The organism is Curtobacterium sp. MMLR14_010, assembly GCF_001865015.1.
Taxonomy (GTDB): domain Bacteria; phylum Actinomycetota; class Actinomycetes; order Actinomycetales; family Microbacteriaceae; genus Curtobacterium.
The window spans coordinates 108566-135260 of sequence record NZ_MJGV01000019.1; the positions used below are offsets into that span (position 1 = coordinate 108566).

At 71.8% G+C, this 26695-nt stretch carries 24 protein-coding genes; 4 read left to right on the top strand and 20 right to left on the bottom strand.

Features of this window, described 5'->3' with window-relative positions; all coding sequences use genetic code 11:
* Positions 1-8: 8 nt before the first annotated feature.
* Genes BIU98_RS03545 through BIU98_RS03555 form a run of 3 tightly spaced genes read right to left on the bottom strand, consistent with a single transcriptional unit; the run spans position 9 to position 2739 of the window.
* Positions 9-1316: a UDP-glucose/GDP-mannose dehydrogenase family protein gene (locus BIU98_RS03545; protein ID WP_071271548.1), complete on the bottom strand. Its 1308-nt coding sequence runs from the start codon at positions 1314-1316 to the stop codon at positions 9-11.
* Between the two features lie 18 nt (positions 1317-1334).
* The gene (locus tag BIU98_RS03550; RefSeq protein ID WP_071271551.1) at positions 1335-1886 is read right to left on the bottom strand and encodes a PH domain-containing protein; all 552 of its coding nucleotides are present in this window, start codon (positions 1884-1886) and stop codon (positions 1335-1337) included.
* A gap of 4 nt (positions 1887-1890) precedes the next feature.
* On the bottom strand, positions 1891-2739 hold the full coding sequence (locus tag BIU98_RS03555) for a biotin--[acetyl-CoA-carboxylase] ligase (protein ID WP_071271554.1): 849 nt from the start codon (positions 2737-2739) through the stop codon (positions 1891-1893).
* Positions 2740-2813: 74 nt separating this feature from the next.
* Between BIU98_RS03555 and BIU98_RS03560 the strand changes: the two genes are divergently transcribed.
* The gene (locus BIU98_RS03560; RefSeq protein ID WP_071271557.1) at positions 2814-4409 is read left to right on the top strand and encodes an acyl-CoA carboxylase subunit beta; all 1596 of its coding nucleotides are present in this window, start codon (positions 2814-2816) and stop codon (positions 4407-4409) included.
* Entirely contained in the window at positions 4406-4669 is a 264-nt protein-coding gene (locus BIU98_RS03565; RefSeq protein WP_254787781.1) for an acyl-CoA carboxylase subunit epsilon, read from the top strand. Before BIU98_RS03560 ends, BIU98_RS03565 begins: the two co-directional genes overlap by 4 nt.
* 576 nt (positions 4670-5245) lie before the next feature.
* Here BIU98_RS03565 and BIU98_RS03570 read toward each other — a convergent pair.
* The 4 genes from BIU98_RS03570 to BIU98_RS03585 form a co-directional block, all read right to left on the bottom strand.
* Positions 5246-6298, bottom strand: a complete 1053-nt coding sequence (locus BIU98_RS03570) for a hypothetical protein (protein ID WP_071271560.1) — start codon at positions 6296-6298, stop codon at positions 5246-5248.
* Entirely contained in the window at positions 6295-7521 is a 1227-nt protein-coding gene (locus BIU98_RS03575) for an ATP-binding protein (RefSeq protein ID WP_071271563.1), read from the bottom strand. The genes BIU98_RS03570 and BIU98_RS03575 overlap by 4 nt, the downstream gene beginning before the upstream one ends.
* A 14-nt stretch (positions 7522-7535) precedes the next feature.
* Positions 7536-8252, bottom strand: coding sequence for a response regulator transcription factor (locus tag BIU98_RS03580; RefSeq protein ID WP_254787782.1), 717 nt, complete (start codon positions 8250-8252; stop codon positions 7536-7538).
* 128 nt (positions 8253-8380) lie between these two features.
* On the bottom strand, positions 8381-9640 hold the full coding sequence (locus tag BIU98_RS03585; protein WP_071271566.1) for a class I SAM-dependent RNA methyltransferase: 1260 nt from the start codon (positions 9638-9640) through the stop codon (positions 8381-8383).
* A 14-nt stretch (positions 9641-9654) separates the two neighbouring features.
* On the opposite strand from BIU98_RS03585, the gene BIU98_RS03590 reads away from it, so the two are divergent.
* Both BIU98_RS03590 and BIU98_RS03595 read left to right on the top strand, forming a co-directional pair.
* Positions 9655-10446, top strand: coding sequence for a nucleoside triphosphate pyrophosphatase (locus BIU98_RS03590; RefSeq protein WP_071271569.1), 792 nt, complete (start codon positions 9655-9657; stop codon positions 10444-10446).
* A gap of 79 nt (positions 10447-10525) precedes the next feature.
* Positions 10526-12304, top strand: coding sequence for a biotin carboxylase N-terminal domain-containing protein (locus BIU98_RS03595; protein WP_071271572.1), 1779 nt, complete (start codon positions 10526-10528; stop codon positions 12302-12304).
* Positions 12305-12452: 148 nt separating this feature from the next.
* Here the strand turns inward: BIU98_RS03595 and BIU98_RS03600 are convergent, their stop codons facing one another.
* The 13 genes from BIU98_RS03600 to BIU98_RS03660 form a co-directional block, all read right to left on the bottom strand.
* Positions 12453-13412, bottom strand: a complete 960-nt coding sequence (locus BIU98_RS03600) for a hypothetical protein (RefSeq protein WP_139200544.1) — start codon at positions 13410-13412, stop codon at positions 12453-12455.
* A gap of 229 nt (positions 13413-13641) precedes the next feature.
* A complete protein-coding gene (locus BIU98_RS03605) occupies positions 13642-15324 on the bottom strand; it encodes a phospho-sugar mutase (RefSeq protein WP_071271578.1) in 1683 nt (560 codons plus the stop codon).
* Positions 15321-16148, bottom strand: coding sequence for a purine-nucleoside phosphorylase (locus BIU98_RS03610; RefSeq protein WP_071271581.1), 828 nt, complete (start codon positions 16146-16148; stop codon positions 15321-15323). The genes BIU98_RS03605 and BIU98_RS03610 overlap by 4 nt, the downstream gene beginning before the upstream one ends.
* 9 nt (positions 16149-16157) lie before the next feature.
* Positions 16158-16445: a PTS sugar transporter subunit IIB gene (locus tag BIU98_RS03615; protein ID WP_071271584.1), complete on the bottom strand. Its 288-nt coding sequence runs from the start codon at positions 16443-16445 to the stop codon at positions 16158-16160.
* Positions 16442-16888 (bottom strand): PTS sugar transporter subunit IIA, encoded by a 447-nt coding sequence (locus BIU98_RS03620; protein ID WP_071271587.1) that lies wholly within the window; start codon positions 16886-16888, stop codon positions 16442-16444. The genes BIU98_RS03615 and BIU98_RS03620 overlap by 4 nt, the downstream gene beginning before the upstream one ends.
* Positions 16889-16893: 5 nt before the next feature.
* The gene (locus BIU98_RS03625) at positions 16894-18009 is read right to left on the bottom strand and encodes an adenosine deaminase (RefSeq protein WP_071271590.1); all 1116 of its coding nucleotides are present in this window, start codon (positions 18007-18009) and stop codon (positions 16894-16896) included.
* 62 nt (positions 18010-18071) lie between these two features.
* The gene (locus BIU98_RS03630; protein ID WP_071271593.1) at positions 18072-19361 is read right to left on the bottom strand and encodes a thymidine phosphorylase; all 1290 of its coding nucleotides are present in this window, start codon (positions 19359-19361) and stop codon (positions 18072-18074) included.
* Between the two features lies 1 nt (position 19362).
* A complete protein-coding gene (locus BIU98_RS03635) occupies positions 19363-19779 on the bottom strand; it encodes a cytidine deaminase (protein ID WP_071271663.1) in 417 nt (138 codons plus the stop codon).
* A gap of 127 nt (positions 19780-19906) precedes the next feature.
* Entirely contained in the window at positions 19907-21196 is a 1290-nt protein-coding gene (locus BIU98_RS03640) for an ABC transporter permease (RefSeq protein WP_071271596.1), read from the bottom strand.
* Positions 21193-22431: an ABC transporter permease gene (locus BIU98_RS03645; RefSeq protein ID WP_083392943.1), complete on the bottom strand. Its 1239-nt coding sequence runs from the start codon at positions 22429-22431 to the stop codon at positions 21193-21195. Before BIU98_RS03645 ends, BIU98_RS03640 begins: the two co-directional genes overlap by 4 nt.
* 173 nt (positions 22432-22604) lie before the next feature.
* Complete coding sequence (locus BIU98_RS03650) at positions 22605-24125, bottom strand: ABC transporter ATP-binding protein (protein ID WP_071271599.1); 1521 nt, start codon at positions 24123-24125, stop codon at positions 22605-22607.
* A gap of 84 nt (positions 24126-24209) precedes the next feature.
* On the bottom strand, positions 24210-25283 hold the full coding sequence (locus tag BIU98_RS03655) for a BMP family protein (protein ID WP_071271602.1): 1074 nt from the start codon (positions 25281-25283) through the stop codon (positions 24210-24212).
* 173 nt (positions 25284-25456) lie between these two features.
* Positions 25457-26569: a mannose-1-phosphate guanylyltransferase gene (locus BIU98_RS03660; RefSeq protein WP_071271605.1), complete on the bottom strand. Its 1113-nt coding sequence runs from the start codon at positions 26567-26569 to the stop codon at positions 25457-25459.
* Positions 26570-26695 lie beyond the last annotated feature (126 nt).

Below are 26695 nucleotides of genomic sequence, written 5' to 3' on the forward strand. Positions count from 1 at the left end.
CAGGGGGCCTAGCGCCCCATGCCGTGGTGCTCGAAGCCCGCGGCCGTCCAGGCGTCACGGTCCAGGCAGTTCCGGCCGTCGACCACGACCGGCCGCGCCACGAGCGACGCCACCGCGGTCGGGTCGAGCTCGCGGAACTCGTTCCACTCGGTCAGCACGAGCAACAGGTCGGCCCCACGGACGGCCTCGTCCGCGCTGTCGACGTAGTGCACCTCGGGGTGGATGCGGGCGGCCGTGCCGTTGGCCTCGGGGTCGTACGCCGAGACGACGGCGCCGAGTTCGTGCAGTCGCGCGGTGATGTCGAGCGCCGGCGAGTCACGGACGTCGTCCGAGTTCGGCTTGAAGGCCAGCCCGAGCACGGCCACGCGCTTGCCGGTGACGTCGCCGCCGAGCAGTTCCTCGGCGAGGGTGACGACGTGGGCGCGACGACGCAGGTTGATGGCGTCGACGTCGGCCAGGAAGGCCAGTGACTCACCGACGCCCAGCTCGGTCGCCCGGGCCTGGAACGCGCGGATGTCCTTCGGCAGACAGCCCCCGCCGAACCCGAGGCCGGCGTTCAGGAACTTGCGGCCGATGCGGGCGTCGTGCCCGATCGCGTCGGCGAGCGCCGTGACGTCGGCGCCGACGACCTCGGCGATCTCGGCCATCGCGTTGATGAAGGAGATCTTCGTCGCCAGGAACGCGTTCGCGCTGACCTTGACGAGCTCGGCGGTGGCCAGGTCGACCACCAGGCGCGGGGTCCCCTCGGCCAGGGTCGTGGCGTAGACCTCGTCGAGCGCGGCCACGGCGGACTCCCCCGCGGCTCCCGACGGCACGCCGTACACCAGGCGGTCCGGCGAGATGGTGTCCTGCACGGCGAAGCCCTCGCGGAGGAACTCGGGGTTCCAGACCAGCGTCGCGCCGGGCACGGCCTCGGACACCGACTCCGCCAGGCGGGCGGCGGTGCCCACCGGGACGGTGGACTTGCCGACGACGAACTCGTCGGCGGCCACGTACTGCGTCAGCGCAGCCACGGCGGCGTCGACGTACGTCAGGTCCGCGGCGCCGGTCGGCCCCTGCGGCGTGCCGACGGCGACGAAGTGGACGCGGGCGCCCGCGACCTCGGACATGTCCGTGGTGAAGCGGATCCGCCCGGAAGCCAGGGCCTCGCTGAGGATCTCGGGGAGTCCCGGTTCGAAGAACGGGGCGTCGCCGGCGGCGAGCCGCTCGATCTTCACCGGGTCGACGTCGACCGCGACGACCTCGTGTCCGAGTTTGGCCATGGAAGCGGCGTGCACGGCACCGAGGTAACCGCAGCCGATGACTGAGATGCGCACGGGACGACGGTACCGGAACTACCGACGGTGCACGTCGCCCCACGACGGCCGGTCGGGTCCGCCGACGATCTCGTCCCAGTCCGGCTCGCGGTGTCGGCGCCGGGCCTCGTGGGCCTCCACCATGTCGTGCAGCACCGCGACGACCAGGTCGGCGTGGGGCACGTCGGCCAGCACCACGGCCGGGTCGTCCCCCGGGAACACGAGCACGTCCCCGGAGCGGAACAGCCCCTGCAGCCCACGGCGCCGCACGGTCACGTCGTAGCCCCGCGAGTGCAGCAGCTCCCGACGCGTCCTGGTGCCGAGGCCGTGCACGACGACCAGCCGCCTGGTGGTGACGACGTAGCGGCGGGTCATCCAGCGGACGAGCGGCACGATGCCGCCGAACAGCACCAGCGCGACGACGAGCACTGCGATCACGGCGTTGACCCAGGCGTACTGCGCCTGGAACACCCCGAAGCCGAAGCCGCCGGCCGCTGCCACGAGCACCACGAAGACCGCGGGACGCACCAGGCTGCGCGCGTGCGGCCGCAGCCGCGCGACGACGCGTTCTGGCGGGGGCTCGGCGGTCATGGCGTCATGCATACCGCAGGTGGGTGACGTCCCCGACGGCGACGCCCCTGCTGACGCCGTCTCGATCCCGGATCGTGATGCGGCCGTCGTCGTCGATCCCGGTGGCGTCCGCCTCGACGACGCTGCCGTCGGGCAGCTCCAGCCGGACCCGCGCGCCGATCGTGCCGCAGACGGACCGGACGTGGGACCGGACCGCGTCGGCGTCCGCACCGCCCGTCGTCAGGGCGACCACGGCCTCCCGGACGCCCGTGACGAAGCCGGACAGCACCGCGTCTGCCAGGCCGGCCGCGTCGCCGGTCGCGCCCGCCGCGACGAGCGAGGTCGCGTTCGGCGTCGGCAGCGCGTCGGCTGGGATGGTGAGGTTCACGCCGGCTCCGACGACGACCGCGCCGTCGTCCGCCACCTGGCAGAGGATGCCGCAGACCTTGCGGCCGTCGACCAGGACGTCGTTGGGCCACTTCACGAGCACCCGTTCCGTCCCATCCGGTCGGGAGGCTCGACTCGCGTCCGTTCCGTCGGTCACGTCGTCGGGTGCCGGCTCCAGGGCCGCGCGCACCGCGTCGCGCATCGCCGCGCCCGCCACGAGCGGCAGCCAGCCGCGGTCGCGGTCGTCGAGGTCGGCGCGCACCAGGACGCTGGCGGCGAGGGTCTGCCCGGTCGGGGCCGTCCACGAGCGGTCGAGACGTCCGCGGCCCGCCGTCTGGTCGAGCGTCGCGACGACGCTGCCGTGCGGCAGGCCGGACGCTGCCTGGAGCAGGTCGGCGTTCGTCGACCCGGTCGACTCCCGGACGTCGAGGACCGCTCCCGAGGACTCGACGGCGGCACGGGAACGCGGGAGCTCGGGTGTGGACATGCGTGCAAATGTACGGGCAGGAACCGTGCGGGTCCTCCAACGGCCCGGTCTCGGCACGCCGGTAGGGTGAGCGGGTGACTCAAGGTGACACCCCCGATCTCTCCACGACGGCCGGCCGGCTCGCCGACCTCCGCGTGCGGTACCACGAAGCCGTGACCGCAGCGGGCGAAGCCGCCATCGCGAAGCAGCACGCCAAGGGCAAGACGACGGCGCGCGAGCGGATCGAGCAGCTCCTCGACGAGAACTCCTTCGTCGAGCTCGACGAGTTCGTCCGGCACCGCACCCACGCCTTCGGCATGGAGGCCAAGCGGCCCTACGGCGACGCGGTCGTCACCGGCTTCGGCACCATCCACGGCCGCCAGGTCGCGGTGTACGCGCAGGACTTCACCGTCTTCGGCGGCTCCCTCGGCGAGGTCGCCGGCGAGAAGATCATCAAGGTGATGGAGCACGCCATGAAGACGGGTGTGCCGATCATCGGCATCCTCGACTCCGGCGGGGCCCGGATCCAAGAGGGCGTCGTCGCGCTCGGCAAGTACGGCGAGATCTTCCGCCTCAACACCGCGGCCTCCGGGGTCATCCCGCAGATCTCGATCGTGATGGGCCCGGCTGCCGGCGGTGCGGTGTACTCCCCCGCGCTCACCGACTTCGTGATCATGGTCGACAAGACCAGCCACATGTTCGTCACCGGCCCCGACGTCATCAAGACCGTCACGGGCGAGGACGTCGGCTTCGAGGAGCTCGGCGGCGCCCAGACGCACAACGCCGTGTCCGGTGTCGCGCACTACCTGGCCGAGGACGAGTCCGACGCGCTCGACTACGCCAGGTCGCTCATCGGCTTCCTGCCGGACAACAACCTCTCCGACGCCCCCGCGTACGACGTCGCCCCCGAGCTCGAGACCACCGACGCGGACCGCGAGCTCGACGTCGTCATCCCGGACTCGACGAACCAGCCGTACGACGTCACCCAGATCATCGAGCACGTCGTCGACGACGGGGACTTCCTCGAGGTCCAGCCGCTCTTCGCGCCGAACATCCTCATCGGGTTCGGTCGGGTCGAGGGCCGCACGGTCGGCATCATCGCGAACCAGCCGCAGGCGATGGCCGGCACGCTGAACATCGACGCCGGCGAGAAGGCCGCGCGCTTCGTCCGGTTCTGCGACGCGTTCAGCATCCCGATCCTGACCCTCGTCGACGTGCCCGGCTACCTGCCCGGCACCGACCAGGAGTGGACCGGGGTCATCCGCCGCGGCGCCAAGCTCCTGTACGCCTACGCCGAGGCCACCGTCCCCCTCGTCACGGTGATCACGCGCAAGGCCTACGGCGGGGCGTACATCGTGATGGGCTCGAAGCAGCTCGGCGCGGACATCAACCTGGCGTGGCCGACCGCCGAGATCGCCGTGATGGGCGGTCAGGGTGCGGTCAACATCCTGTACCGGTCCGAGATCAAGCGCGCCGAGGACGCCGGCGAGGACGTCGCCGCCGTGCGCTCCCGTCTGGCGAACGAGTACACGTACAACGTGGCCTCGCCGTACCTGGCGGCCGAACGCGGCGAGCTCGACGGCATCATCCAGCCGCACGCCACCCGCGTCTCCGTGATCAAGGCGCTCCGGGCACTCCGGGGCAAGCGCGCGACGCTGCCGCCCAAGAAGCACGGGAACATCCCCCTGTGACGGGCTCGCTGGACGGGGCGACGGCCGGCGACGTCTCGGACGGCGGTGCTGTCGCGGACGTCCGTGTCGTCGCCGGGGACCCGTCGCCCGAGGAACTCGCGGCCGTCATCGCCGTGCTGCAGCACCAGGCCGACCAAGCCGCTGCGGCGGGTCCGGCACGCGTCGAGGTCTCCCCGCGGGTCGGGTGGGAGTCCGCTGCGCGCGGGCTCCGCGGTCCGCTGCCGCACGGTCCGGGAGCCTGGTCGCGGTCCCTCCGCTGAGCCGTCTGCACACCAGGGGTACGACGACGGCACTGGTTGTACCCCTCGCGTACCCACCGGTATCCGCCGGTTTCCGCGTTGCAGCGTGCACTTCCCCGCGTGCGCACCCCTCGACCGGGGGGCAGGAAACGCCGATGGGGACAGAACCCGCAGGAATTGTCCCCCATAATGACGACTGACACGGGGCTTGGCAGCAGGCATAGTAATCAGTGTTCGGTGTCCTTCTCAGAAGAACATCGCCGGTCAGTGGCCGACTAGGGTACGACGTCACTGACCGCTGCGAGCCAGGGCGACATTCGGGTTGCCGCTCTGCCTCGGGTCGTGAACGGGCCGGTCGAGTTCTCGACCGGCCCGTTCCCCGTTTCCGGGCTCGTCCCGCGCTCGCGGCGTCGTTCCCGGGCCCGGCCCCGCTCCCGACTCGGAACGACACCATCGCTGTCGTACGACCTCGACCTTGTCGCTTGACGTGGCGGCGCGCCGACCGGGCGCCCGACGAGGCGGACCCGCGCCGAGCCTCCAGGCCGTCGCGACACCGTCGCTGTCGTACGACGACGACCATGTCGTCGCGACGCCGGCTCAGACCGTCTCGTGCCGGGGGATCTCGAGCCACACGGCGACGGCGGAGTCGTCGTCGTCCTCGTCGTCGGAGCCGGCGCCGAGCGCCGCAGACTCGCTCGCGGCGAGGTCGAGCCGCAGCCCGACCACCGTCACGGCTGCGTCGGCACCCTCCGGCACCGTCCGCACGATGACGTTGTCGGCGTCGTGCGCCTGTCGCAACGCGTCGGCGAGCTCGCTGTGGATGCGGCGGAGATCGTCGACCTCGAGCTCGTCGAGCCCGCCGTCGTCGTGGAGCTGCACCACGGCACCGCGGCGCCGCAGTCGCATGACCTCGTCGCGGACGTCGTCGGAGAGCAGCGAGCGGCCGCGGATCTCGTCACGGATGGCCTGCTCGAGGTGCAGGCACTCGGTGCGCTCGTCGTCGGACAGACCACCGCAGGAGTCGATGATCCGCTGCAGCATCGGCCGGGCCATCCGCGTGGTCTGGCTCAGGCGGAACTGCCGCTCGAACACGTGGGCGTCCTGCGCGGCCTGCCAGTCGACGGTCTCCTGCTCGGCGCGGATGAAGTCGCGCTGGATCCGGATGGCACGGTTCATCGCCGCGGTGAACGCCGACGCGATGACGACCCACGAGACGCTGCCGAGGACCCCGAGGCCACCGAACGCGTCGATGCCGGCCCAGGCGACGGTCGTGATCGTGAGGGCCAGCACACCGACCCAGGCGAAGGGGGCTCGCTGGCGGACGACGAGGATGACCATGAGCGTGCCGATGGCGGCCACCCACCAGGTGCCGTTCACGTGGTCCGCCCCCGGGGACGGGTCCACCACCGGCGCCGCGACGAGCGGCATCATGATCGCCGTCGCCAGGGCGAAGCACGCCGTCCAGACCGGCAGCGCCGACCCGCGCACGAGCAGCGCCGCACCCGTGGCAGCCGCGTAGAGGACCATGCAGGCGATGATCGGCCCGACGTTCGGGACCCAGAACAGCGTCGTCGTCGCGAGGACCAGGTGGTAGAGCGAGAACAGCGCGGCGAGCCCGGTCGCGACGCCGGCGGGGACCGAGACCTTCACGCGTCCACCGCCGCGGGTGCCGGCCAGGTGAGGACCACGTGCGTGCCACGGCCCGGAGCGGTCCTGATCTCGGCGAGGCCGCCGGCCGAGGCCACGCGCTCGACGATCGACCGGCGGACGCCCAGGCGTTCCGCGGGGATGGCGTCGACGTCGAAGCCGGAGCCGTCGTCGGCGACCTCGACCTGGACGACTGCTCCCACCACCTCGTCGACCGTGATCCACCGCGCGACCCCGTCGCCGGCGTGCTGGACGCTGTTCACGGCTGCCTGCAACGCAGCCGAGGCGATGGCGTCAGCGGCTGCCGCCGGCAGGGTCGTGGGGCCGAGGGGACCGCCCTCCACGCGCACCGGAGCCGGCAGCGACGCCACCGCGTCGGTGATGCGCGCGCGGAGCTCCGGCAGCGCGACCGGGGGGACCTCACCGGGCCCGTCGGTGGCCGCGGCAGCGAGGTGGTCGAGCGCGTTCCGGGCCATCCGCGCGGACAGCGTCTTCGCGTCCGGGGTGTCGGCCCGGGCGGCGGAGAGCAGCGTGGTGAGCACGCTGTCGTGCACGATCGCGTCGACCTGGACGCGCTCGACCTCGGTCGCGTGCTCCCGGATCGCGTGCGAGTACCGCCGGACCGCGGTCGCCTGCGCCGAGTCGACCGACGCCGCAGCCCGACGGAGCATCACGATGAGCACCAGGGCCGCGCCGCCCAGGATGCCGATGTTCACGCCTTCCAGGACCGCCGTGGTCACCGAGACGCCGCCGCCGACCGGGGTGAGGCGGATGATGACGAACACGATCGGCACGACGGCGTTGTAGACGGTGGCCCGCCACGTGGCGAACCCCATCGCGGCGGCGATCGTCCCGATGTTGCAGAGCCACCAGGGCCACGGATGCTGCACGGTTGGGATGGCCTCCGCGACCGTGAACGGCCAGGAGACGAGCGCGAGGAGGAACAGCATCGCCGTGGCGATCTGCGCGGGCTGGACCAGGCGCTGCACGAAGACGGACGCCCCGACCAGGAAGAACGCCGCAGCGAGCACCGACGGCACCACGACACCCCACACCGGGTCGAGGTAGGGCAGCTGCTTGGCGACCTGTGGCGCGTTGGCCAGCCCGAACCCGATCGCGAACACCGCGAGGAGGATCGCGAACGACCGCTCGACGGACCCCTGCGTGACCGTCGCCCGGACGCTCCGCGACGGGTCGGCACCGAACGGTGCGAGCTCGTTCGTCATCGACGAGGACGGCGTCAGCGGTTGTCGGCGTCCGGGTCGACGCCCGAGTCGAGCCCCGGCAGGATGCCGTCCTCGACCGCACGACGGAGCAGGTCGACCTTCGTCGGCGCCGGACGCCCGATCTCCACGTACTTCACGCGGATGCGGTCGAGGTACTCGCGCGCCGTCGAGTAGCCGATGCCGAGCTGCTGCGCGGCGAGCTTGAGCGGCAGCCCCGATGCGTAGAGGTGCAGGATCTCGCGCTCACGACGGCCGAGCTGCGCCTTGGCGAAGTCCCGGTCCGCGTCGATGGCGCTCGCCCACTCGAGGTTGTTGAGCACGTCCCCGCGGGCCACGGTCGCGACGGCCGCCATCACGGTCTTCGTCGCCGACGACTTCGGGATCACGCCGGCGGCCCCTGCCGCCAGTGCTTCCCGGACGTTCGCGACGCGGTCGGCGATGCTGTGCACGAGGACGGCCGAACCGGTCCCCTGCACGCCCTTGACGTTCTCGGTCACCGTGGACCCGTCGCCGAGCGACAGGTCGAGGACGACGACGTCGACCTCACGCGCGTCGAGGTTCGCGATGTACTCCGGCACGCTGGCCGCGGTGAGCACGACCTCGAAGCCCTCGTTCTGGCACGCTGCCTGGATCCCGAGCCGCACGGACTCGTGGTCGTCCACGATCGCGACGCGCACGGGTCTCGTGCTCGCGTCGGTCGTTCCTGCTGTGGTGATGGTGTCTGCAGCCACGATGCCCTCTCGTCCGTCGACACCCGGCCCCTGAAACCGAGTTGCCAACGACGACCAGGATACCCAGGTCGGACCCAGCCTCAGATGTCGCCACACACAGTGTGCGCTCCGCGACCGGGACGTGTGCGCTACGCGACCGGGACCAGCCGCGCGACGGCCTCCATGTGGTGCGTGTGCGGGAACAGGTCGAAGGCGCGGAGGGCCTCGAGTCGGTACCCGAGGTCGGCGAACGTGGCGACGTCGCGGGCCAGTGCCACCGGGTCGCAGGCGACGTAGACGACCTGCGCGGGCTGCAGTGCGGCGATCTGCACGGCGACCTCACGACCGGCGCCGGAGCGCGGCGGGTCGAGCACGACGGTGCCGGCGCGGTAGCGGTCGAGCTCGCTGCGCGACGCGGTCTGCACCGTGCGGGCGAGCCACCGGTCGACGCGCCCGGGCTCGGCGCGGGCGCCGATCCACTCGGCGAGGTTCTCCTGCGCGTGCTCGGTCGCCCGGCCGCCGCTCTCGACGCTGGTCAGGCGGGCCTTCGGGCCGACGAGGTCGCCCACGGCCGCGGCGAGCAGCCCGACCCCGCCGTACAGGTCGAGGTGGATGCCGTCGGCGTCGAGGCGGTCGCGGTCGACGAGGTCCTGCACGGCCTCGGTCAGGACGCTCGCGGCGGCGCGGTGCACCTGCCAGAAGCCGGTGTCGTCCACGGTGAAGGTGCGGTTGCCGACGACCTCGGTGACGGCGGTCGGGGCCTGCTCGTCGACGACGAGGCGCGCGCCCTCGGACCCGCTCGGCGCGAGGACGTCGAGGACCGACGCCCCCGGCATGGCGCCACGGGCGAGCGGGGCGCTCTCCTGCACCGTCGCCGTCGCGAGCGGGAGCCCCGCCACCGGGACGACCGTGTGCGACCGGGCGGCGAACGGACCGGCGGTGCCCTCCTCGTCGACGTGCAGCCGGACGCGGGTACGCCAGCCGAGGCCGTTCGCGGCGTCGTCACCCGGTGCCGCCTCGACGACGACGTCGTGGCCGAGCACCTCGGCGAGGTCGACGTGGGCGAACCGCGAGAAGGAGTCGACGAGCACGTCGTGCTTGAGGGTGCGCTGGTGGGCGAGCGCGATGTGGCCGAACTCCGCACCACCGGGGCGCTCGGCGGGGTCGCGGTCGAGACCGGCCTCCGGCCAGACGTGGTCCACCCGGTGCTCGCTCGGCGTCGGGACGCTGACGGCGTCCGCGCGCCAGAACGACTTCTTCCGGTCCTCGGTCACCCGGGCGACGACGGTCTCCCCCGGGATCGCGTCCGAGACGAACACCACGCGCCCCTCGTGCCGTGCCACCGAGATGCCGCCGTGTGCGATCCCGGTGACGTCGAGTTCGAGCAGTGTTCCGACCGATTCACCCATGGTTCGATGTTCCCATGCGTCTGTACCTCGCGAGTACCTCCCCCGCCCGCCGAGCACTCCTCGCCCAGTCCGGGATCGAGCCGGTCCTCGTCGCACCCGGGGTCGACGAGGACGCAGCCGCAGCCACCGCCCGCGACGCGCTGGGGCGCGAGCTCACCGGTCCCGAGCTCGTCGCGCTCCTCGCCGTCGCCAAGGCCGACGCGGTCGCCGACGCGTCCGTCGCCGGGTCGCCGGTGGACGGCTTCGTCTTCGGTGGCGACTCCGCGTTCGAGGTCGACGGGCACCTGTACGGCAAGCCGCACGACCCGGAGGTGGCCCGGGAGCGCTGGCGGCAGATGCTCGCCGCCGGCGGCGGCACGCTGTGGAGCGGCCACTGCGTCGTCGACCGGCGCCGCGACGCGACCACCGGGCTGCCGGGAGGACCGGGGCGGGCCCGCACCGAGCCTCCAGTCCGTGACGTGGCCGGCCCCACGGCCTCGCTGGCGTCCCCCGGGACCGTCCCGTCCCTGGGACCCGTCGCCCCTGGCGGGTCGGCCCTCGTCGTGGAGGGCGATCACGTCGTCGCCGTGGACAGCGCGGTGCTGACCTTCGCCGACGACGTGTCCCCGGAGGAGATCGACGCCTACGTGGCCACGGGTGAGCCGCTCGAGGTCGCCGGGGCCTTCACCATCGACGGGCGCGCCGCGGCGTACATCACGCGCATCGACGGAGCGCCGTCGGCCGTCGTCGGACTGTCGCTCCCGGTGCTCCGGTTGATGCTGCTGCGGGGGTTCGGCGTCTCCTGGCACGACTTCTGGGCACTGTAGACATCCACCTGCTTTTCCGGTGCTTTGTTGTGGATGCCGCTCAATTCCGTCTGCGCCTCCGCGAATACGCTGATGTGTCATGCCCCGTATCAGCAAGGTCCTCATCGCGAACCGCGGCGAGATCGCCGTCCGCATCATCCGTGCGGCCCGCGATGCTGGCACGGCCTCGGTCGCCGTCTACGCCGACCAGGACCGTGACGCCCTCCACGCCCGCCTCGCTGACGAGGCCTACGCGCTGAACGGCACCACGAGTGCCGACACGTACCTGGTCATCGACAAGATCATGTCCGTCGCCCGACGGTCCGGCGCCGACGCCGTGCACCCGGGCTACGGCTTCCTCGCCGAGAACGCCGACTTCGCCCGCGCCGTGCTCGACGCCGGGCTGGTCTGGATCGGCCCGTCGCCGGAGTCCATCGAGCGCCTCGGCGACAAGGTCTCCGCGCGCCACGTGGCCGAGAAGGTCGGCGCACCGCTCGCTCCCGGCACCATCGAGCCCGTGCAGGACGTCTCCGAGGTCGTCGCGTTCGCCGACGAGGTCGGGCTGCCCGTCGCGATCAAGGCCGCCTTCGGCGGCGGTGGTCGTGGACTCAAGGTCGTGCGCGAACGGTCCCAGATCGAGGAGCTGTTCGAGTCGGCGACGCGCGAGGCCATCGCAGCCTTCGGTCGTGGCGAGTGCTTCGTGGAGAAGTACCTCGACAAGCCGCGGCACGTCGAGACCCAGTGCCTGGCCGACGCGCACGGCAACGTCGTCGTCGTGTCCACCCGCGACTGCTCGCTGCAGCGTCGGCACCAGAAGCTCGTCGAGGAGGCGCCCGCGCCGTACCTGACCGACGCGCAGCAGACCCTGCTCTACGAGTCGTCGAAGGCGATCCTCCGCGAGGTCGGCTACGTCGGTGCCGGCACCTGCGAGTTCCTCATCGGGGCCGACGGCACGGTGTCGTTCCTCGAGGTCAACACCCGCCTCCAGGTCGAGCACTGCGTGTCCGAAGAGGTCACCGGCATCGACCTGGTGCGCGAGCAGTTCCGCATCGCCGAGGGTGGCGTGCTCGACTACGCCGACCCGACGCCGCGCGGGCACTCGTTCGAGTTCCGCATCAACGGCGAGGACCCCGGCCGCAACTTCTTCCCCGCGCCCGGCCCGGTGCACGTGTTCAACGCGCCGTCCGGTCCCGGTGTCCGCGTCGACTCGGGCGTCGTGTCCGGCGACGTCGTGTCCGGGTCCTTCGACTCGATGCTCGCGAAGCTCATCGTCACCGGTGCCACCCGCGCCGAGGCACTGGAGCGCGCACGTCGAGCCCTCGCCGAGTTCGAGGTCGCCGGGCTGCCCACTGTGCTGCCCTTCCACCGCGCGGTCGTGTCGGACCCCGCGTTCGCGACCTCCGACGACGAGCCGTTCAGCATCTACACGCAGTGGATCGAGACCGACTTCGTCAACGACATCCCGCCCTGGAGCGGCTCCCCCGAGGAGCTGCCGACCCCCGGCGACCGCGACACCGTCGTCGTCGAGGTACAGGGCAAGCGCATCGAGGTCACGATGCCCGCGATCGTCGGGGGTGGCGCCGCCGCTGCTGCTCGTCGTCCGGCTGGTCCCTCCGCTCCCCCTCGTCGTCGCTCGTCCGCGGTGAAGGGCGGCCGTGCTGCGACGGGGTCGTCCGTCACGTCGCCGATGCAGGCCACCGTGGTGAAGCTCGCGGTCGCCGAGGGTGACACCGTGGTGAAGGGCGACCTGCTCGTCGTGCTCGAGGCCATGAAGATGGAACAGCCCGTGCAGGCCCACAAGGACGGCGTCGTCACGGCGCTCGACGCCCCCGTCGGCCAGACGATCTCGTCCGGCCACGTCCTGCTCGAGCTCGCGTAGCGCGGGGCGGCGCGGCCGCGGCGGCGGTCGGGGCGCGCGGCCGCGGCTGAGCGGCGCTGGCGCCGTCTGCGGCTGGCCGCTGTGCTGTACCGCGTGATCGCGCCCCGCTCTGGACATCGCGCCCCATCACACCAGGGCGCGATGTCCGTCAGAGGGCGCGAACCGCTGCGGCACGCCAGGCTGAGCCCCAGTTCGGGCTGAGGGGGACCCCGGCTTCGAGGAGTCGACGCGGCAACTGCCCGCTAGGCATCGAGTCGGCCCACCCCACGCGGGCGAAGCCACGGACGTCGTGCTGCGCGCGAAGGCGGTCCTCCCGGCGCTTCTCGGCCACGACGACCTCCTGCGACGAGCGTCCTCCCCGGTAGCGCGGATCGGTGTACTTCGCGACGCCGTCGAACTCGACGACGGTGCCCGAGCCGGGGAAGAACAGGTCGACCCGCTCCGTGCCTCCCCCGTCGTTCGGGAACCCGTGCTGCAACACCGGCTCCGGAGCACCGAGCACGTGGGCACCCCACCGCGTGATGCTCTCGCCCGGTGATTCCGCCGCAGCATCCGCGTGTTCGATGAGGTCACGTGCACGGGCCCTCGCTCGTGCACCAGGACGGCGGTCCAGTTCGGCGAGCAGGGCGTCACGAGCCTCGCCACGCCGGAGCACTGCGTCGAGCACGACGATGGCGCGCCACGGGTGCTCGCGCAGCGCGACGTCCACGGCGGTCACGATGGGGGACGTCACCGCGATGCCGTCGATCCTCACGGTGTCCGGCACCCTGCTCGCCGTTCCCACGCGCTGTGTCGTCGCCTTGACCTGACCACGGTCCCGAGCGGGGTCCGAAACCACCAGGCGCTCCCCGAACGAGCCGATCCACGGCAGTCCGAGCAGCGCCACCGCGGACGCGTGCGACACGATCAGGTCATCCGGCTGCGACCGCATCAGCGCATGGACGAAGGCCCGATGTCGGTCGTGCTGGGAAGCTTCGTCCCACGAAGTCCGCTCGACGTAGTCACCACGTCGGAGCCGGAGGAGTTCTCCGCGTGCGGCTGCCCGCCGGGTGCTGGCCCCTGTCGCGGCGTCGACGCCCGCTCCCGTTGACAGGATCTCGATGCTCATGCGCTGAGCGTGGCATCGGCACCGGAGTGCTCACCGCTCCACCGCCTCGTCGGTGGAAGGACGCTCGGTCGCCCTCGGTGTGGAGGACTGGCCCCCGCGGGTTCGCGGGTGAACCCCACGAGGTCGCGCCCCGCAACGAACATCGCGCCCCGGTGTGACGGGGCGCGATGTTCGCGACGGGGCGCGATTCGGGGCGAGCGGGGGCGGCGCGCTCCCACCGGGAGCGCCGCTACGAGACGCGGGGGCGGATCGCGTCGGCGAGGGCGTCGACGAGGGACTGGGCCTCGGCCGAGGTCGCGGCGACCGTGTCGATGTAGACCTTCACCTTGGGCTCGGTCCCGCTCGGACGGACGATGACCCGGGCGTCGCCGCTGAGGTCGTAGCGCAGGATGTCCGACGGCGGGAAGCCCTGCACGCCGGACGCGTAGTCCGTCGTCGCGAGGACGTCGAGCGGCCCGAGGGTGCTCGGCGGCGAGGACCGCAGCGCTGCCATGACCTCCCCGATGCGCGCGAGGTCGTCCACCCGGGTGGCGACCTGCCCCGACGCGAACGCCCCGAACTCGGCGGCGAAGGCATCGAGCTGGTCGGCGATGGTCGACCCGGACGCGGCGAGCTCCGTCGCGAGGTCGAGCAGCGAGAGCGCCGCCGAGATGCCGTCCTTGTCGCGCACGACCTGCGGGTCGACGAGGTAGCCGAGCGCCTCCTCGTACCCGAACAGCAGGTCGGGGACGCGGGAGACCCACTTGAAGCCGGTCAGGGTGTCCCGGTGCTGCAGGCCGTACCGGGCGGCGACCCGGGCCAGCGCGGGCGAGGACACGATCGACGCCGACAGGGTGCCGGTCTGGCCGGCCTCGGCGGCGCGCGCGGCGGCACGCCAGCCGAGGAGCCACCCGACCTCGTTGCCGGAGAGCCGACGGTAGGAGCCACCGGACGGGATCGCCAGCGCCAGGCGGTCGGCGTCGGGGTCGTTCGCGATGACGAGGTCCGCGCCGACGGCGACACCGCGCGCGATCGCCAGGTCCATCGCGCGCGGCTCTTCCGGGTTCGGGAAGGCCACCGTGGGGAAGGCCCCGTCCGGGTCGATCTGCTCGGGGACGACCGCGGGCTCGGCGAACCCGGCGGCGGCGAACACCGCCTTCGCGGTCTGCCACCCGACGCCGTGCATGGCCGTGTAGACGACGGAGGGCTGCTCGGCCGGCGGGAGTGCCGGTACACCGACGGTCGCGGCCGTGGCGGCCACGTAGGCGTCGACCAGGCTGCTGTCGGCGACAATGTGGTCGGTCCCGCGGGGCAGGTCGGTGATCGTGCCCGCTGCGACGGCGTCGATCGCGGCGGCGATCTCGGCGTCGACCGGCGGGACGATCTGGGAGCCGTCGTCGTCCCCGCCCAGGTAGACCTTGTAGCCGTTGTCCCGCGGCGGGTTGTGGCTCGCGGTGACCATGACGCCGGCACCGACGCCGAGGTGCCGGACGGCGAACGCCAGCACGGGGGTCGGCAGGGCGGTGGGCAGCAGGGTGACGTCGAGGCCGAGGCCCCGCATGACCTCGGCCGAGTCCCGGGCGAAGACGTCCGAGTTGACACGGCCGTCGTAGCCGATGACGACGCTGCGCTGCCGGCCGGTGTTGACGAGGAAGCGGGCGAGCCCCGCGGCCGCCTGCGTGACGACGACCCGGTTCATCCGCAGTGGCCCCCACCCGAGCTCGGCGCGGAGCCCGGCGGTGCCGAACTGCAGCCGTCCGGCGAAGCGTTCCTCGAGCTGGGCGAGCGCCGCGGTGTCCCCGCTGGCAGCGGCCGTGACGACGGCGTCGAGCTCGTCGTGGGTCTCCGGGTCCGGGTCCTGCGCCAGCCACGCACGCGCGACGTCGAGCGTGCCGGCGCTGCCCGAGGAGTCCGTCCCCGTGGGCGGGGTCACAGCGCCGCCACCACCCGGGCGAGCAGGTCCGCGATCACCGGCTCGGCGACGCGGCCGGCCTCGAGCACCTCGGCGTGGGACAGCGGCGTGGTCTGGATGCCGGCGGCCAGGTTCGTGATGAGGGAGAACCCGAGGACCTCCATGCCCGCCTGTCGGGCCGCGATGGCCTCGAGCGCGGTGGACATGCCGACGATGTGCCCGCCGATCGCCTTGGCCATCTGGACCTCGGCCGGGGTCTCGTAGTGCGGCCCGCGGAACTGCGTGTAGACGCCCTCGTCGAGGGACGGGTCGATCTGCTTGGCGACCGCCCGGAGCCGTGCCGAGTAGAGGTCCGTCAGGTCGATGAACGTGGCGCCCTCGAGCGGGCTGTCCGCCGTCAGGTTGATGTGGTCGCTGATGAGCACGGGCGTGCCGGGGACCCAGGACTCCTTGATGCCGCCGGCGCCGTTCGTGAGCACCATCGTCGTGGCACCGGTCGCCGCGGCGGTGCGCACGCTGTGCACGACCCGACGGACACCGTGGCCTTCGTAGTAGTGGGTCCGCGCGCCGATCACGAGGGCGTGCCGACCGTCGGCGAGGCGGATGGAGCGCACCGTCCCGGAGTGCCCGGGGACCGCCGACGCGCTGAACCCGGGGACGTCCGACGCCGGGATCTCGGAGACGGTCTCGCCGATGAGGTCGGCGGCCTTGCCCCACCCGGAACCGAGCGTCAGGGCGATGTCGTGGCGGTCGATGCCGGACTGCTCGGCGATCACCGCCGCGGCGTCACGGGCGACGTCGAACGGGTCGACGGAGGGGTCGTTGAGCGGGTTCGTGCTGGCCATGGAGCAATGCTACGGGGCCGGTGCCTCGCCCAGGGACTTCTCCACAGCCGCCGTGATCTCCTGCTGGTCGAAGTGGTTCCGGATGACGATGACCTCCGCGTAGGTCGTCCCGATGGCCTCGACGAACTCCTGCGACGTGAGGATGACGTTGGCGTCGTCGGAGACCTCGCGGACCGAGGCCACGTCGGCGGCGACGACCTCGGCCGACAGCCCGAGCGTGGCCAGCGCCTTCTCGGCGTTCACCTTGAGGATGGCGCTCGAGCCGATCCCCGCGCCGCAGATGGTCACGATCTTCACGCTGGGACCCCCATGATCTCCCGGACCTCGTCCGGCGTGGTCGCCGCCGCCAGACGAGCAGTCACGGTGGCGTCGTTGAACAGGTTCGCGATCGCACCGATCGACTCGAGGTGCGTCCCCACGCCCGCCACGGCGAGCCCGAGGACGACGTCGACCGGGTCGTTGTGCGGGTGGCCGAACGCCACGGGCTGCGCGAGCGTCACCACGGACAACCCGTCCCGGAGGACCGAGTCCCCCGGGCGCGCGTGGGCGAAGGCCAGGCCCGGCGAGATGACGATGTACGGGCCGTGCTCCTCGACCATGGCGACCATGGCCTCGGTGTAGGCGTCCGTCGTGGCGCCGGACCGCACGAGGGCGCCGCCGGCCAGCCGGAGCGCGTCACGCCACGAGGGCGCGGACGCCCCGAGCACGACGGCGTCGTCGGACAGCGGCGGCAGGCCCATCGCGATCAGGCCTCCGCGTACCCGGCGGTGATGAGGGCGATGATCTCCTCGCGGTCCTCCAGCGGCAGGAACGAGCCGAGCGCCGCGTTGATCTGGAACGCGGCGAGGTCGTCCAGGTCGTAGCCGAAGGTGCCGGCCAGGAGCGCGAGCTCCTTCGTCAGCGTCGTGTTGCTCATCAGCCGGTTGTCGGTGTTCACCGTGACGCGGAACCCGAGCTGGTACAGCACGTCGAAGGGGTGGTCGGCGAGGTCGTCGCCCCACGCCGCGATCGCCCCGGTCTGGAGGTTCGAGGACGGCGAGAGCTCGAGCGGGATCTCCCGGTCGCGCACCCACGACGCGATCTCACCGAGGGAGGCGAGCGTGGAGCCGTCGCCGCCGTCGGAGAGCTGGACGTCCTCGAACAGCCGGACGCCGTGGCCGAGGCGGAGCGCCCGACCGTCGACGAGCGCCGAACGGATCGACGCGAGCCCGTCTGCCTCGCCCGCGTGCACCGTCACAGGGAACAGCTCGGATGCGAGGTAGTCGAAGGCCGCGCGGTGCTTCGAGGCGGGGAAGCCGGCCTCGGCGCCGGCGATGTCGAACCCGACGACACCGTGGTCGCGGTGCCGGACGGCGAGTTCCGCGATCTCGAGGGACCGGTCCGCGTGCCGCATCGCCGTGACGAGCTGCCCGACACGGATCGCTCCGCCGGCGGCGTCGACCGCTTCCTCGATGCCGGCCTGCACGGCCTCGACCGTCTCGTCGAGGGTCAGGCCGCCCTGCAGGTGCTGCTCGGGCGCCCATCGGACCTCGCCGTAGACGACACCGTCGGCGATGAGGTCCTCGACGAAGTCACGGGCGACGCGCGTCAGGCCGTGCGCCGTCTGCATCACGCTCGTGGTGACGTCGAAGGTCTTCAGGTACTCGACGAGCGAGCCGGAGTCCGACTGGTCGGCGAACCAGCGCGCGAGTTCGTCGGCGTCGGTGGTGGGCAGCGCCACACCTGCCGCGTCGGCGAGCTCGATGATCGTCGTGGGGCGGAGTCCGCCGTCGAGGTGGTCGTGCAGCGAGACCTTCGGCAGGTCGTTGATCACGGCACCCGCGTCGGGCAGTCGGTACGTGGGGGCGTCGTCGGCGCTCATGGCCCAAGGCTATCCCCCCGAGCCAGCAGCGACGCAGTCAGCGCACCGCCCCGACCCAGCGCTCAGCCCTGGATGCGCTCCCGGACGATCGGCCCGCGCGGCTCGGCCGCCGACCCGATCGACCACGCGCCCTCGAGCGACTCCAGCGCCCGCTCGAACCGCGACGGCTCGTCGGTGTGCAGTGTCCAGAGCGGCTGCCCCTCGGTCACGGTGTCGCCCGGCTTCGCGTGCAGCTCGATGCCGGCCCCGGCCTGCACCGGGTCCTGGGCGCGCGCACGACCCGCACCGAGCCTCCAGGCCGCGATGCCGAACGGGAGCGCGTCCTGGGTGGCGAGCACCCCGGAGGCCGGCGCCGTGACGACGTGCTGTTCACGCGCGACCGGCAGGTCTGCGGACGGGTCCCCGCCCTGCGCCGCGATCATCCGGCGCCACGTGTCCATGGCGCGGCCGTCGGCCAGCGCCGCGGCCGGGTCCGCGTCGGGCAGCCCGGCGAGCCGGAGCATCTCGGACGCCAGCGAGAGAGTCAACGCGACCACGTCCGCCGGACCGCCACCCTCGAGCACCTCGATCGACTCGCGGACCTCGAGCGCGTTGCCGATGGTCAGCCCGAGCGGGACCTCCATGTCGGTCAACAGCGCCGAGGTGGCGACACCGGCGTCCGTGCCGAGGTCCACCATCGTCTGCGCGAGCTCCCGCGAGGCCTCGTACGACGGCATGAACGCCCCGGAGCCGAACTTCACGTCGAGGACGAGCGCGCCCGTGCCCTCGGCGATCTTCTTCGACATGATGCTCGACGCGATGAGCGGGATGCACTCGACGGTGCCGGTGATGTCGCGGAGCGCGTACAGCTTCTTGTCCGCAGGGGCCAGGCCGGACCCGGCGGCGCAGATGACCGCGCCGACGTCCTGCAGCACCGACATCATCCGCTCGTTCGAGATCGAGGCCTGCCACCCCGGGATCGACTCGAGCTTGTCGAGCGTGCCGCCGGTGTGCCCGAGGCCGCGCCCGGACAGCTGCGGCACGGCGACGCCGAACGACGCCACGAGGGGCGCGAGCGGCAGCGTGATCTTGTCGCCGACCCCGCCCGTGGAGTGCTTGTCGACGGTCGTCTTGCCGAGCGAGCCGAACGACATCCGCTCCCCCGACGCGATCATCGCGAGCGTCAGGTCCTTGACCTCGCGCCGGTCCATCCCGTTCAGGAAGACCGCCATCGCGAAGGCCGCCATCTGCGGGTCCTCGACGTACCCACGCGTGTAGGCGTCGACCAGCCAGTCGATCTCGGCGGTGCTCAGCGTGTCGCCCGAGCGCTTCGTGCGGATGAGGTCGACGGTGTCGAACGGCTCGACGGCCATGTCAGTGCTCCTGCTGGTAGGTGACGAGGGTGCGCGGCCCGAACGCGTCGGGGAGCACCTCGTCGATGGTGCGGATGCCGGAGACGGTCTCGAGCAGCATGCCCTCGGCCGAGTGCTCGAACAGCAGCTGGCGGCAGCGCCCGCACGGCATCAGCGTCGCGCCGTCACCGTCCACGCAGGTGAACGCGACGAGCTTGCCGCCGCCGGTCATGTGCAGCTGCGACACGAGCGAGCACTCGGCGCAGAGGGTGACCCCGTACGAGGCGTTCTCGACGTTGCAGCCGGAGACGATCCGGCCGTCGTCGGTGAGCGCAGCCGCCCCCACCGGGAACGAGGAGTACGGCGCGTACGCCCGCCCCATGGCGGTCGTCGCCGCCTCCCGCAGGGCGGTCCAGTCCACGTCGACGCTCGCGTCGATCGCGGCGTCCGGATCGGACGGGAGGCTCGTGGCCGGGTCGGTCCAGGAGGGCTCGCCGGTCGTCGGGTCGGTGGTGACCCCCTGGTCACCCGCAGCGTTCGTGTCGGTCATGTGCCGGGCCTCCTGGCTAGCTCTTGAAGTAGGGCTTGCCGGCGGCGGCCGGTCCCCGCGACTGGCCCACCAGGCCGGCCACCGCGAAGATCGTGACGACGTACGGCAGCATCAGCAGGAACTCGCTCGGCACCGGCGAGTTGATCGCCCCGAGCGTGTTCTGCAGGTTGGACGCGAAGCCGAACAGCAGCGCCGCGAGCGTGGCGCGGACCGGGTCCCAGCGCCCGAAGATGACCGCCGCCAGCGCGATGTAGCCCGCGCCGTCGGTCATGTCCTTCGTGAACGGGCCGACGGCGTCGAGCGTGAAGTACGCACCGCCGAGTCCCGCGATCGCCCCGGCGAGCGAGACGTTCCAGAACCGCGTGCCGGTGACGTTGATGCCGACGGTGTCCGCCGCTTCCGGGTGCTCGCCGACCGCGCGGAGGCGCAGGCCCCAGCGGGTCTTGAACAGCGCGAAGGTGACGACCGCGACGGCGACGTACGCCAGGTAGACGATGACGGTCTGCTCGAAGAAGACCGGACCGATCACCGGGATCTGGTGGAGCACGGGGATCTCGAAGCGCGGGAAGGTCACGCCGACGTTGAGGCGCTCCTCGTCCGGCGAGAGCACCTGCGAGTACAGGAAGCCGGTGAGCCCCGAGATGAACGCGTTGATGACGACACCGACGATGACCTGGTCGACGAGGTACTTGATGCTGAACGCCGCGAGGACGAACGACACGAGCACGCCGGCGACGAGGGCACCGACCAGGCCGACCCACGCCGAGCCGGTCAGGGAGGCGATGAGCGCCGAGGTGAAGGCACCGGCGAGGAACTGGCCCTCGATCGCGATGTTCACGACGCCCACGCGCTCGGAGATGACCCCGCCGAGGGCACCGAACACGAGCGGGACGCTGAGGCCGATCGCGCCGACGAGCAGGCCGGGCAGCGGGATGGTCTTGCCCGCGGCGGCCCAGGTCAGGAACCCGATCACGAACAGGACCGCGAAGACGCTGGTCAGCCAGAGCGGCACGGGGCGGAACCGCGACACCAGGAGGAACGACGCCGCCGTGGCCAGGGCCAGCAGCACGACGACGACCACACCGGTGCCGACGGAGGGCAGGCCGACGTCGGGGAGCTGCACGAAGTCGCCGGCGTTCGCGAGCCGGAACGTCGTCGTGCCGCTCCGGCGGACGACGAGGAACAGGACCACGGCGAGCACGGTGAACACCGCGAACGCGATCGGGGCCTTCCAGCTCCTCGTGGTCTCGACTTCTCGGGCGGCGACGGGGGTCGCCGGGACCGCGGTGGGGCTGAGGGTGCTCACGCGGCGACCGCCTTCCGCTTGCTGGGCTGCTTGGTGCGTCGACGAGCACCCGGCTGCGGGATCCGGAAGATCGCGCGGACGAGCGGCGGGGCCGCGATGAAGAGGACGATGAGGGCCTGGATGACGTCGACGATGTCGATCGGGATGCCGTTGGCGGCCTGCATGGCGTACCCGCCGTTCTTCAGCACGCCGAACAGGATCGCCGCCCAGAAGGTGCCCCACGGCTTGGAGCGACCGAGGAGCGCGACGGTGATGGCGTCGAAGCCGATGCCGGCGTCGATGCCGGACGTGAAGCCGGTCGTGACCGCGCCCTCCACCTGGTAGGCACCGGCGATGCCGATGAGCCCGCCGGAGATGACGAGGACCCAGATGGTCAGACGGGGCACGCTCATGCCGGCGACGCGGGCCGCACGCGGGTTCTCGCCGATCGTCCGGAAGCGGAAGCCGAGCGAGGACTTGTTCAACAGCCACCACACGACGACCACCGCGGCGATCGCGACGAGGAAGCCGACGTTGATCCCGAAGCGCGGGCCGAAGAGCCCGGGCAGCAGGGCGCTGTCCCGTGTCGCCGGGGAGATCGGGTTCGGGCTGCCGCCGGCCTGCAGGAGCCCGGGGGTCCGCAGGGCGAAGGCGAGCAGGTACAGGGCGACGTAGTTCAACATGATCGTCAAGACGACCTCGTTGGCACCGGTCCGCGCCTTGATGAGCCCGACGAGACCTGCCCAGACGGCACCGCCGACGATGCCGGCGAGGATCGTGAGCGGGATGTGCACCGCGGCCGGCAGGTCGAACGAGAACCCGACCCACCCGGCGGCACCGGCGGCGATGAGGACCTGCCCCTGGCCGCCGATGTTGAACAGGCCGGCGCGGAAGGCCACGGCGACGCCGAGCCCGGCGACGACGAGCGGCACGGCGTAGTCGACCGACCGGGTGATCGGCGCGATCGCGGCAGCAGCCGTCGGGGCACCGAAGTTGATGACCGAGCCCTGGAACAGCGAGGCGTACGACCCGCCGACGGCCGAGCCGATCGCCCGCAGGGTGTCGAGCGGCCGGGCGAAGAAGTACCCGGCCGCGGCCTGGACGTCCTTGTCGGTCAGGGCGATGAGGATGCCGCTGGCGACGAGGGCGAGGACCACGGCGAGCACGGTCGTCAGGACCGAGCCGTTCACGATGCTCTGCATCGCGTCGCTCCAGCGGCCCTCACGGCGCTCGCTGTCGGTGGCCGAGTCGGTCATCAGGTGCGGGGCACCGGCGGCGACGTCCTGCAGGCGGTCGTCGGACGCCGGAGTGCCGGTGGGGGTGGCGGCGGTGCTGCCGTCCACGGCGCTGCCGTCGACCGTGCTGGCGTCGGTGGGGGTGCTGCTGTCGGACGGCGGCGTGGTGCCCCCGTGCTGCGGCGTGGTGTCGCTCACGCGGCGAGCTCCGTTCCCGCGGGCAGTTCGCCCGCCATCATGAGTCCCAGGACGTCGCGCGGCGTGGTCGCCGGGACGATGCCGACGATCGCACCGCGGTACATCACGGCGATCCGGTCGGCGAGCGCGACGACCTCGTCGAGCTCGGTGGAGACGACGATCACCGGGACGCCGGTGTCGCGCGTCGCGACGATGCGCTTGTGCACGAACTCGATCGAGCCGACGTCGATTCCACGCGTGGGCTGCGCGGCGACGAACAGGCGCAGGTCGCGGCTGAGTTCGCGGGCCAGGACGATCTTCTGCTGGTTGCCGCCGGACAGCCGACCGGCCGCGGTGGTGCGACCAGGGGTCCGGATGTCGAACTCGGCGATCTTCTCGTCGGCGAAGGTGTCGCGCTCCGCGGCCCGGATCGTGCCGGCGCGGACGAACTCGGCGGAGTCGGCGCGGTCGAGCATCAGGTTCTCCGCGATCGTGAACTCGCCGACCAGGCCGTCCTCCTTCCGGTCCTCGGGGACGAACCCGACGCCGGCGTCGAGGATCTGCTTGACGCTGCGCCCGGTGACCTCGCGGCCGTCGAGCACGATGTGGCCGGAGCGGACGGGCTCGAGGCCCATGATCGCCTCGGTGAGCTCGGTCTGGCCGTTGCCCTGCACGCCCGCGATCGCCAGGACCTCGCCACGACGGACGGTGAACGACACGTCGTCGACGAGCACGATGCCGGACGGGTCGGTCACGGTGACGTGCTCGACGACGAGGGCGTCCTCGCCCGCGGTGGCCGGGGCCTTGTCGACGACGAGCGAGACGCTGCGGCCGACCATGAGCGCGGCGAGCTCGCCGTTGGACGCGGTGGGCGAGGCCTCGCCGACGACCTTGCCGAGCCGGATCACGGTGATGCGGTCGGCGACCTCGCGGACCTCGCGGAGCTTGTGGGTGATGAAGACGATGGCGGTGCCGGCCTCGCGGAGCTGGCGCATGATGCCCATCAGCTCGTCGGTCTCCTGCGGGGTGAGGACGGCCGTCGGCTCGTCGAACACCAGCACGGAGGCGTCGCGGGAGAGCGCCTTGATGATCTCCACGCGCTGCTGGACACCGACGGGCAGGTCCTCGACGCGGGCGTCCGGGTCGACGTCGAAGCCGAAGCGGTCGGAGATCTCGCGGACCCGCTTCCGGGCACCGGCCAGGTCGAGGCGGCCGCCGAACGCCGTCTCCTCTTGTCCCAGCATCACGTTCTCGGCGACCGTGAACACCGGCACGAGCATGAAGTGCTGGTGCACCATGCCGATGCCCGCACGCATCGCGTCGCCGGGACCGTCGAACGCCTGGACGACGTCGTCCAGCAGGATCTCGCCCTCGTCGGCCTGGTACATGCCGTAGAGGACGTTCATCAGCGTCGACTTGCCGGCACCGTTCTCACCGAGCAGGCAGTGGACCTCGCCGGGCTCGACGGTGATGGAGATGTGGTCGTTCGCCACCAGGGGGCCGAACCGCTTCGTGATGTCGCGGAGTTCGAGCTTCATGTCGGTCTTTTCAGTTCCTGTCGCGGGTGGTGCGGAGCGCACGAATGCGGGCGGAGGAGTGATCCCCCGCCCGCACCGGTCGTGCTACTTGACGGTCGCCTTCGTGGCGACCTTGATCGAGCCGTCGATGATGCCGGCCTTGATGTCGTCCAGCTCGCCCTGCAGGCCCTTGTCGACCTTCGACTCGTAGTCGTGGAAGGGGGCGATGCCGACGCCGTCGTTCTCCAGCGTGCCGACGTACGGGGTCTTCGAGAAGTCGCCCTTGGCGGCCTGCTCGACGACGTCCTTCGTGGCGGGCTTCATGCCCTTCTCCACCGAGGTGAAGGCGATGTCCTTGTAGCGGGGGTCGGCCTCGTAGAGGTCGCTGTCCGCGCCGACCAGCACGGAGCCGTTGTCGGCGTCCTTGATGGCCTCTGCGGCGCTCTGGTAGATCGGGCCACCGACGGGCAGGATCACGTCGGCGTCCTGGTCGAGGAGCGACTGCGCGACCGACTTGGCCTGCGTGCCGGCCTCGAAGCCACCGGTGAAGGAGCCCTTCTGGCTGTCCTCGTCCCAGCCGACGACCTTGACGTCCTTCTTCTTCTGTTCGTTGTAGTACTTGACGCCGTCCGCGAAGCCGTCCATGAAGATGGTGACGGTCGGGATCTGCATGCCACCGAAGGTGCCGACGGTGCCGGTCTTCGAGTAGGACGCCGCCGCGTAGCCGGCGAGGAACGCGGCCTGCGAGGTGTCGAACGTGATCGGCTTGACGTTCTTGGCGTCGATCGAGTTGTCGTCGATGATCGCGAAGTTCGTGTCGGGGTTCGCGGCCGCCTGCTTCTTCGTCGCCGCGGCGAGGTTGAAGCCGACGGTGACGACGAGGTTGCAGTTCTGCGTGACGAGCTGCTGGATGTTCGAGTCGTAGACGGTGGCGTCCTTCGACTCGGCCTTCTTGTACTGGGAGCCGAGATCGTCAGCAGCCGAGACCATGCCCTCGAAGCCGAGCTGGTTGAAGGACTTGTCGTCGAAGCCGCCGGCGTCGGAGACCATGCACGGCAGGAAGTCGGACTTCTTCGACGTCGCGGTGCTGGACGGGGCTGCCGAGCAGCCGGCGAGCACGGCGACGGTGCCGACGAGCGCGAGACCGCTCATGGCGATCTGACGGGTACGAGATGACACGGGTGGGTTCCTCCGGGGAGCTTGGCCCGGTCACTGCGCACCGGGCGATCGTGGCGACAGTACACGACCGCCTGGCCGGTACAGGACCCCTCGGGACCGCCCTGTGGATCGGTTACGGGATCGCGACCGCGCCGTAACGCGCCCGTAACGCAGGGCCCGCGAACGGTGGAGCGCTACAGGACGTCGTCCCGCCCGCTGATCTTCAGCGCGTCCACCACGCCCTTGACGCGCTGGGCGTTCGCGCTCGTCGTGACGAGGAGCGCGTCCGGGGTGTCCACGACGACGATGTCCTCCACCCCGATGAGCGAGATGAGCCGCTGGCTGTGCGAGACGACGATGCCGCTGGAGGAGTCCGCGAGGATCCTGGCGCCGTCGCCGAGGACGGCCAGGTGGTTCGCGAGCCCGCCGGACTGCAGCTTGGCGAGGGAGGCGAAATCGCCCACGTCGTCCCAGTCGAAGTCCCCGGGGACCACGGCCAGGCGACCGGCAGCGGCTGCGGGCTCGGCGACCGAGTAGTCGATCGCGATCTTCTTCAGCTCCGGCCACACGGCGTCCACGACGGCTCCGCGCGAGGAGGTGTCCCACGCGGCGGCGAGCTCCTCGATGCCGGCGAGGAGCTTCGGCTCGTTGCGGCCGATCTCCTCGAGCAGCACGTCGGCGCGGGAGATGAACATGCCGGCGTTCCAGAGGTAGTTGCCGTCCTCCAGGTACGCCGAGGCGGTGTCCAGGTCGGGCTTCTCGACGAACGCGGTCACCGCGTGCGCCTGCGGGGCGGACTCGATGCCGAGTGAGGCGCCGACGTGGATGTAGCCGAAGCCGATCGCGGGCTCGGAGGGCGTGATGCCGATCGTGGTGACGTACCCGGCGCGGGCGGCGGCCACGGCCTCGGCGACGGAGCGGCGGAAGCCCCTGGCGTCACCGATCACGTGGTCGGCGGCGAAGGAGCCGATGACGACGTCGGGCTCACGGCGGTGCAGGATCGCCGCGGCGAGGCCGATGGCCGCCGTGGAGTCCTTCGGTTCGCTCTCGAGCACGACGTTGTGGTCCTGCACACCGGGCAGCTGCGACTCGACGGCGACGCGGTGCGCCCGACCGGTCACGACCATGATCCGTCCCTCGCCGGCCAGCGGTGCGAGCCGGTCCCACGTCTGGCGGAGGAGCGAGGTGCCCGACCCGGTCAGGTCGTGCAGGAACTTGGGGGCGTCGGCACGCGAGAGCGGCCAGAGACGGGAACCGATGCCGCCGGCCGGGATGATCGCGTAGAAGTCGTCGAGGGGGTCTGCCACAGCCACAACCTATCGGTGTTCCCGGGAGGACCCTGAGGGCTTCCCGCACCGATCCCGCATCCGTTCACCGGCAGAGCGCCGCCCGTTCACGTCCCCACCCCCCGCCAGGACACGTGGCCCGCGCAG

Coding starts and splice junctions, on each gene's coding strand:
- BIU98_RS03550 (WP_071271551.1), bottom strand. CDS start 1,886: ATGACCGCCGAGCCCCCGCCAGAACGCGTCGTCGCGCGGCTGCGGCCG.
- BIU98_RS03555 (WP_071271554.1), bottom strand. CDS start 2,739: ATGTCCACACCCGAGCTCCCGCGTTCCCGTGCCGCCGTCGAGTCCTCG.
- BIU98_RS03575 (WP_071271563.1), bottom strand. CDS start 7,521: ATGACGAACGAGCTCGCACCGTTCGGTGCCGACCCGTCGCGGAGCGTC.
- BIU98_RS03585 (WP_071271566.1), bottom strand. CDS start 9,640: ATGGGTGAATCGGTCGGAACACTGCTCGAACTCGACGTCACCGGGATC.
- BIU98_RS03590 (WP_071271569.1), top strand. CDS start 9,655: ATGCGTCTGTACCTCGCGAGTACCTCCCCCGCCCGCCGAGCACTCCTC.
- BIU98_RS03595 (WP_071271572.1), top strand. CDS start 10,526: ATGCCCCGTATCAGCAAGGTCCTCATCGCGAACCGCGGCGAGATCGCC.
- BIU98_RS03600 (WP_139200544.1), bottom strand. CDS start 13,412: ATGAGCATCGAGATCCTGTCAACGGGAGCGGGCGTCGACGCCGCGACA.
- BIU98_RS03610 (WP_071271581.1), bottom strand. CDS start 16,148: ATGGCCAGCACGAACCCGCTCAACGACCCCTCCGTCGACCCGTTCGAC.
- BIU98_RS03620 (WP_071271587.1), bottom strand. CDS start 16,888: ATGGGCCTGCCGCCGCTGTCCGACGACGCCGTCGTGCTCGGGGCGTCC.
- BIU98_RS03625 (WP_071271590.1), bottom strand. CDS start 18,009: ATGAGCGCCGACGACGCCCCCACGTACCGACTGCCCGACGCGGGTGCC.
- BIU98_RS03630 (WP_071271593.1), bottom strand. CDS start 19,361: ATGGCCGTCGAGCCGTTCGACACCGTCGACCTCATCCGCACGAAGCGC.
- BIU98_RS03645 (WP_083392943.1), bottom strand. CDS start 22,431: ATGACCGACTCGGCCACCGACAGCGAGCGCCGTGAGGGCCGCTGGAGC.
- BIU98_RS03650 (WP_071271599.1), bottom strand. CDS start 24,125: ATGAAGCTCGAACTCCGCGACATCACGAAGCGGTTCGGCCCCCTGGTG.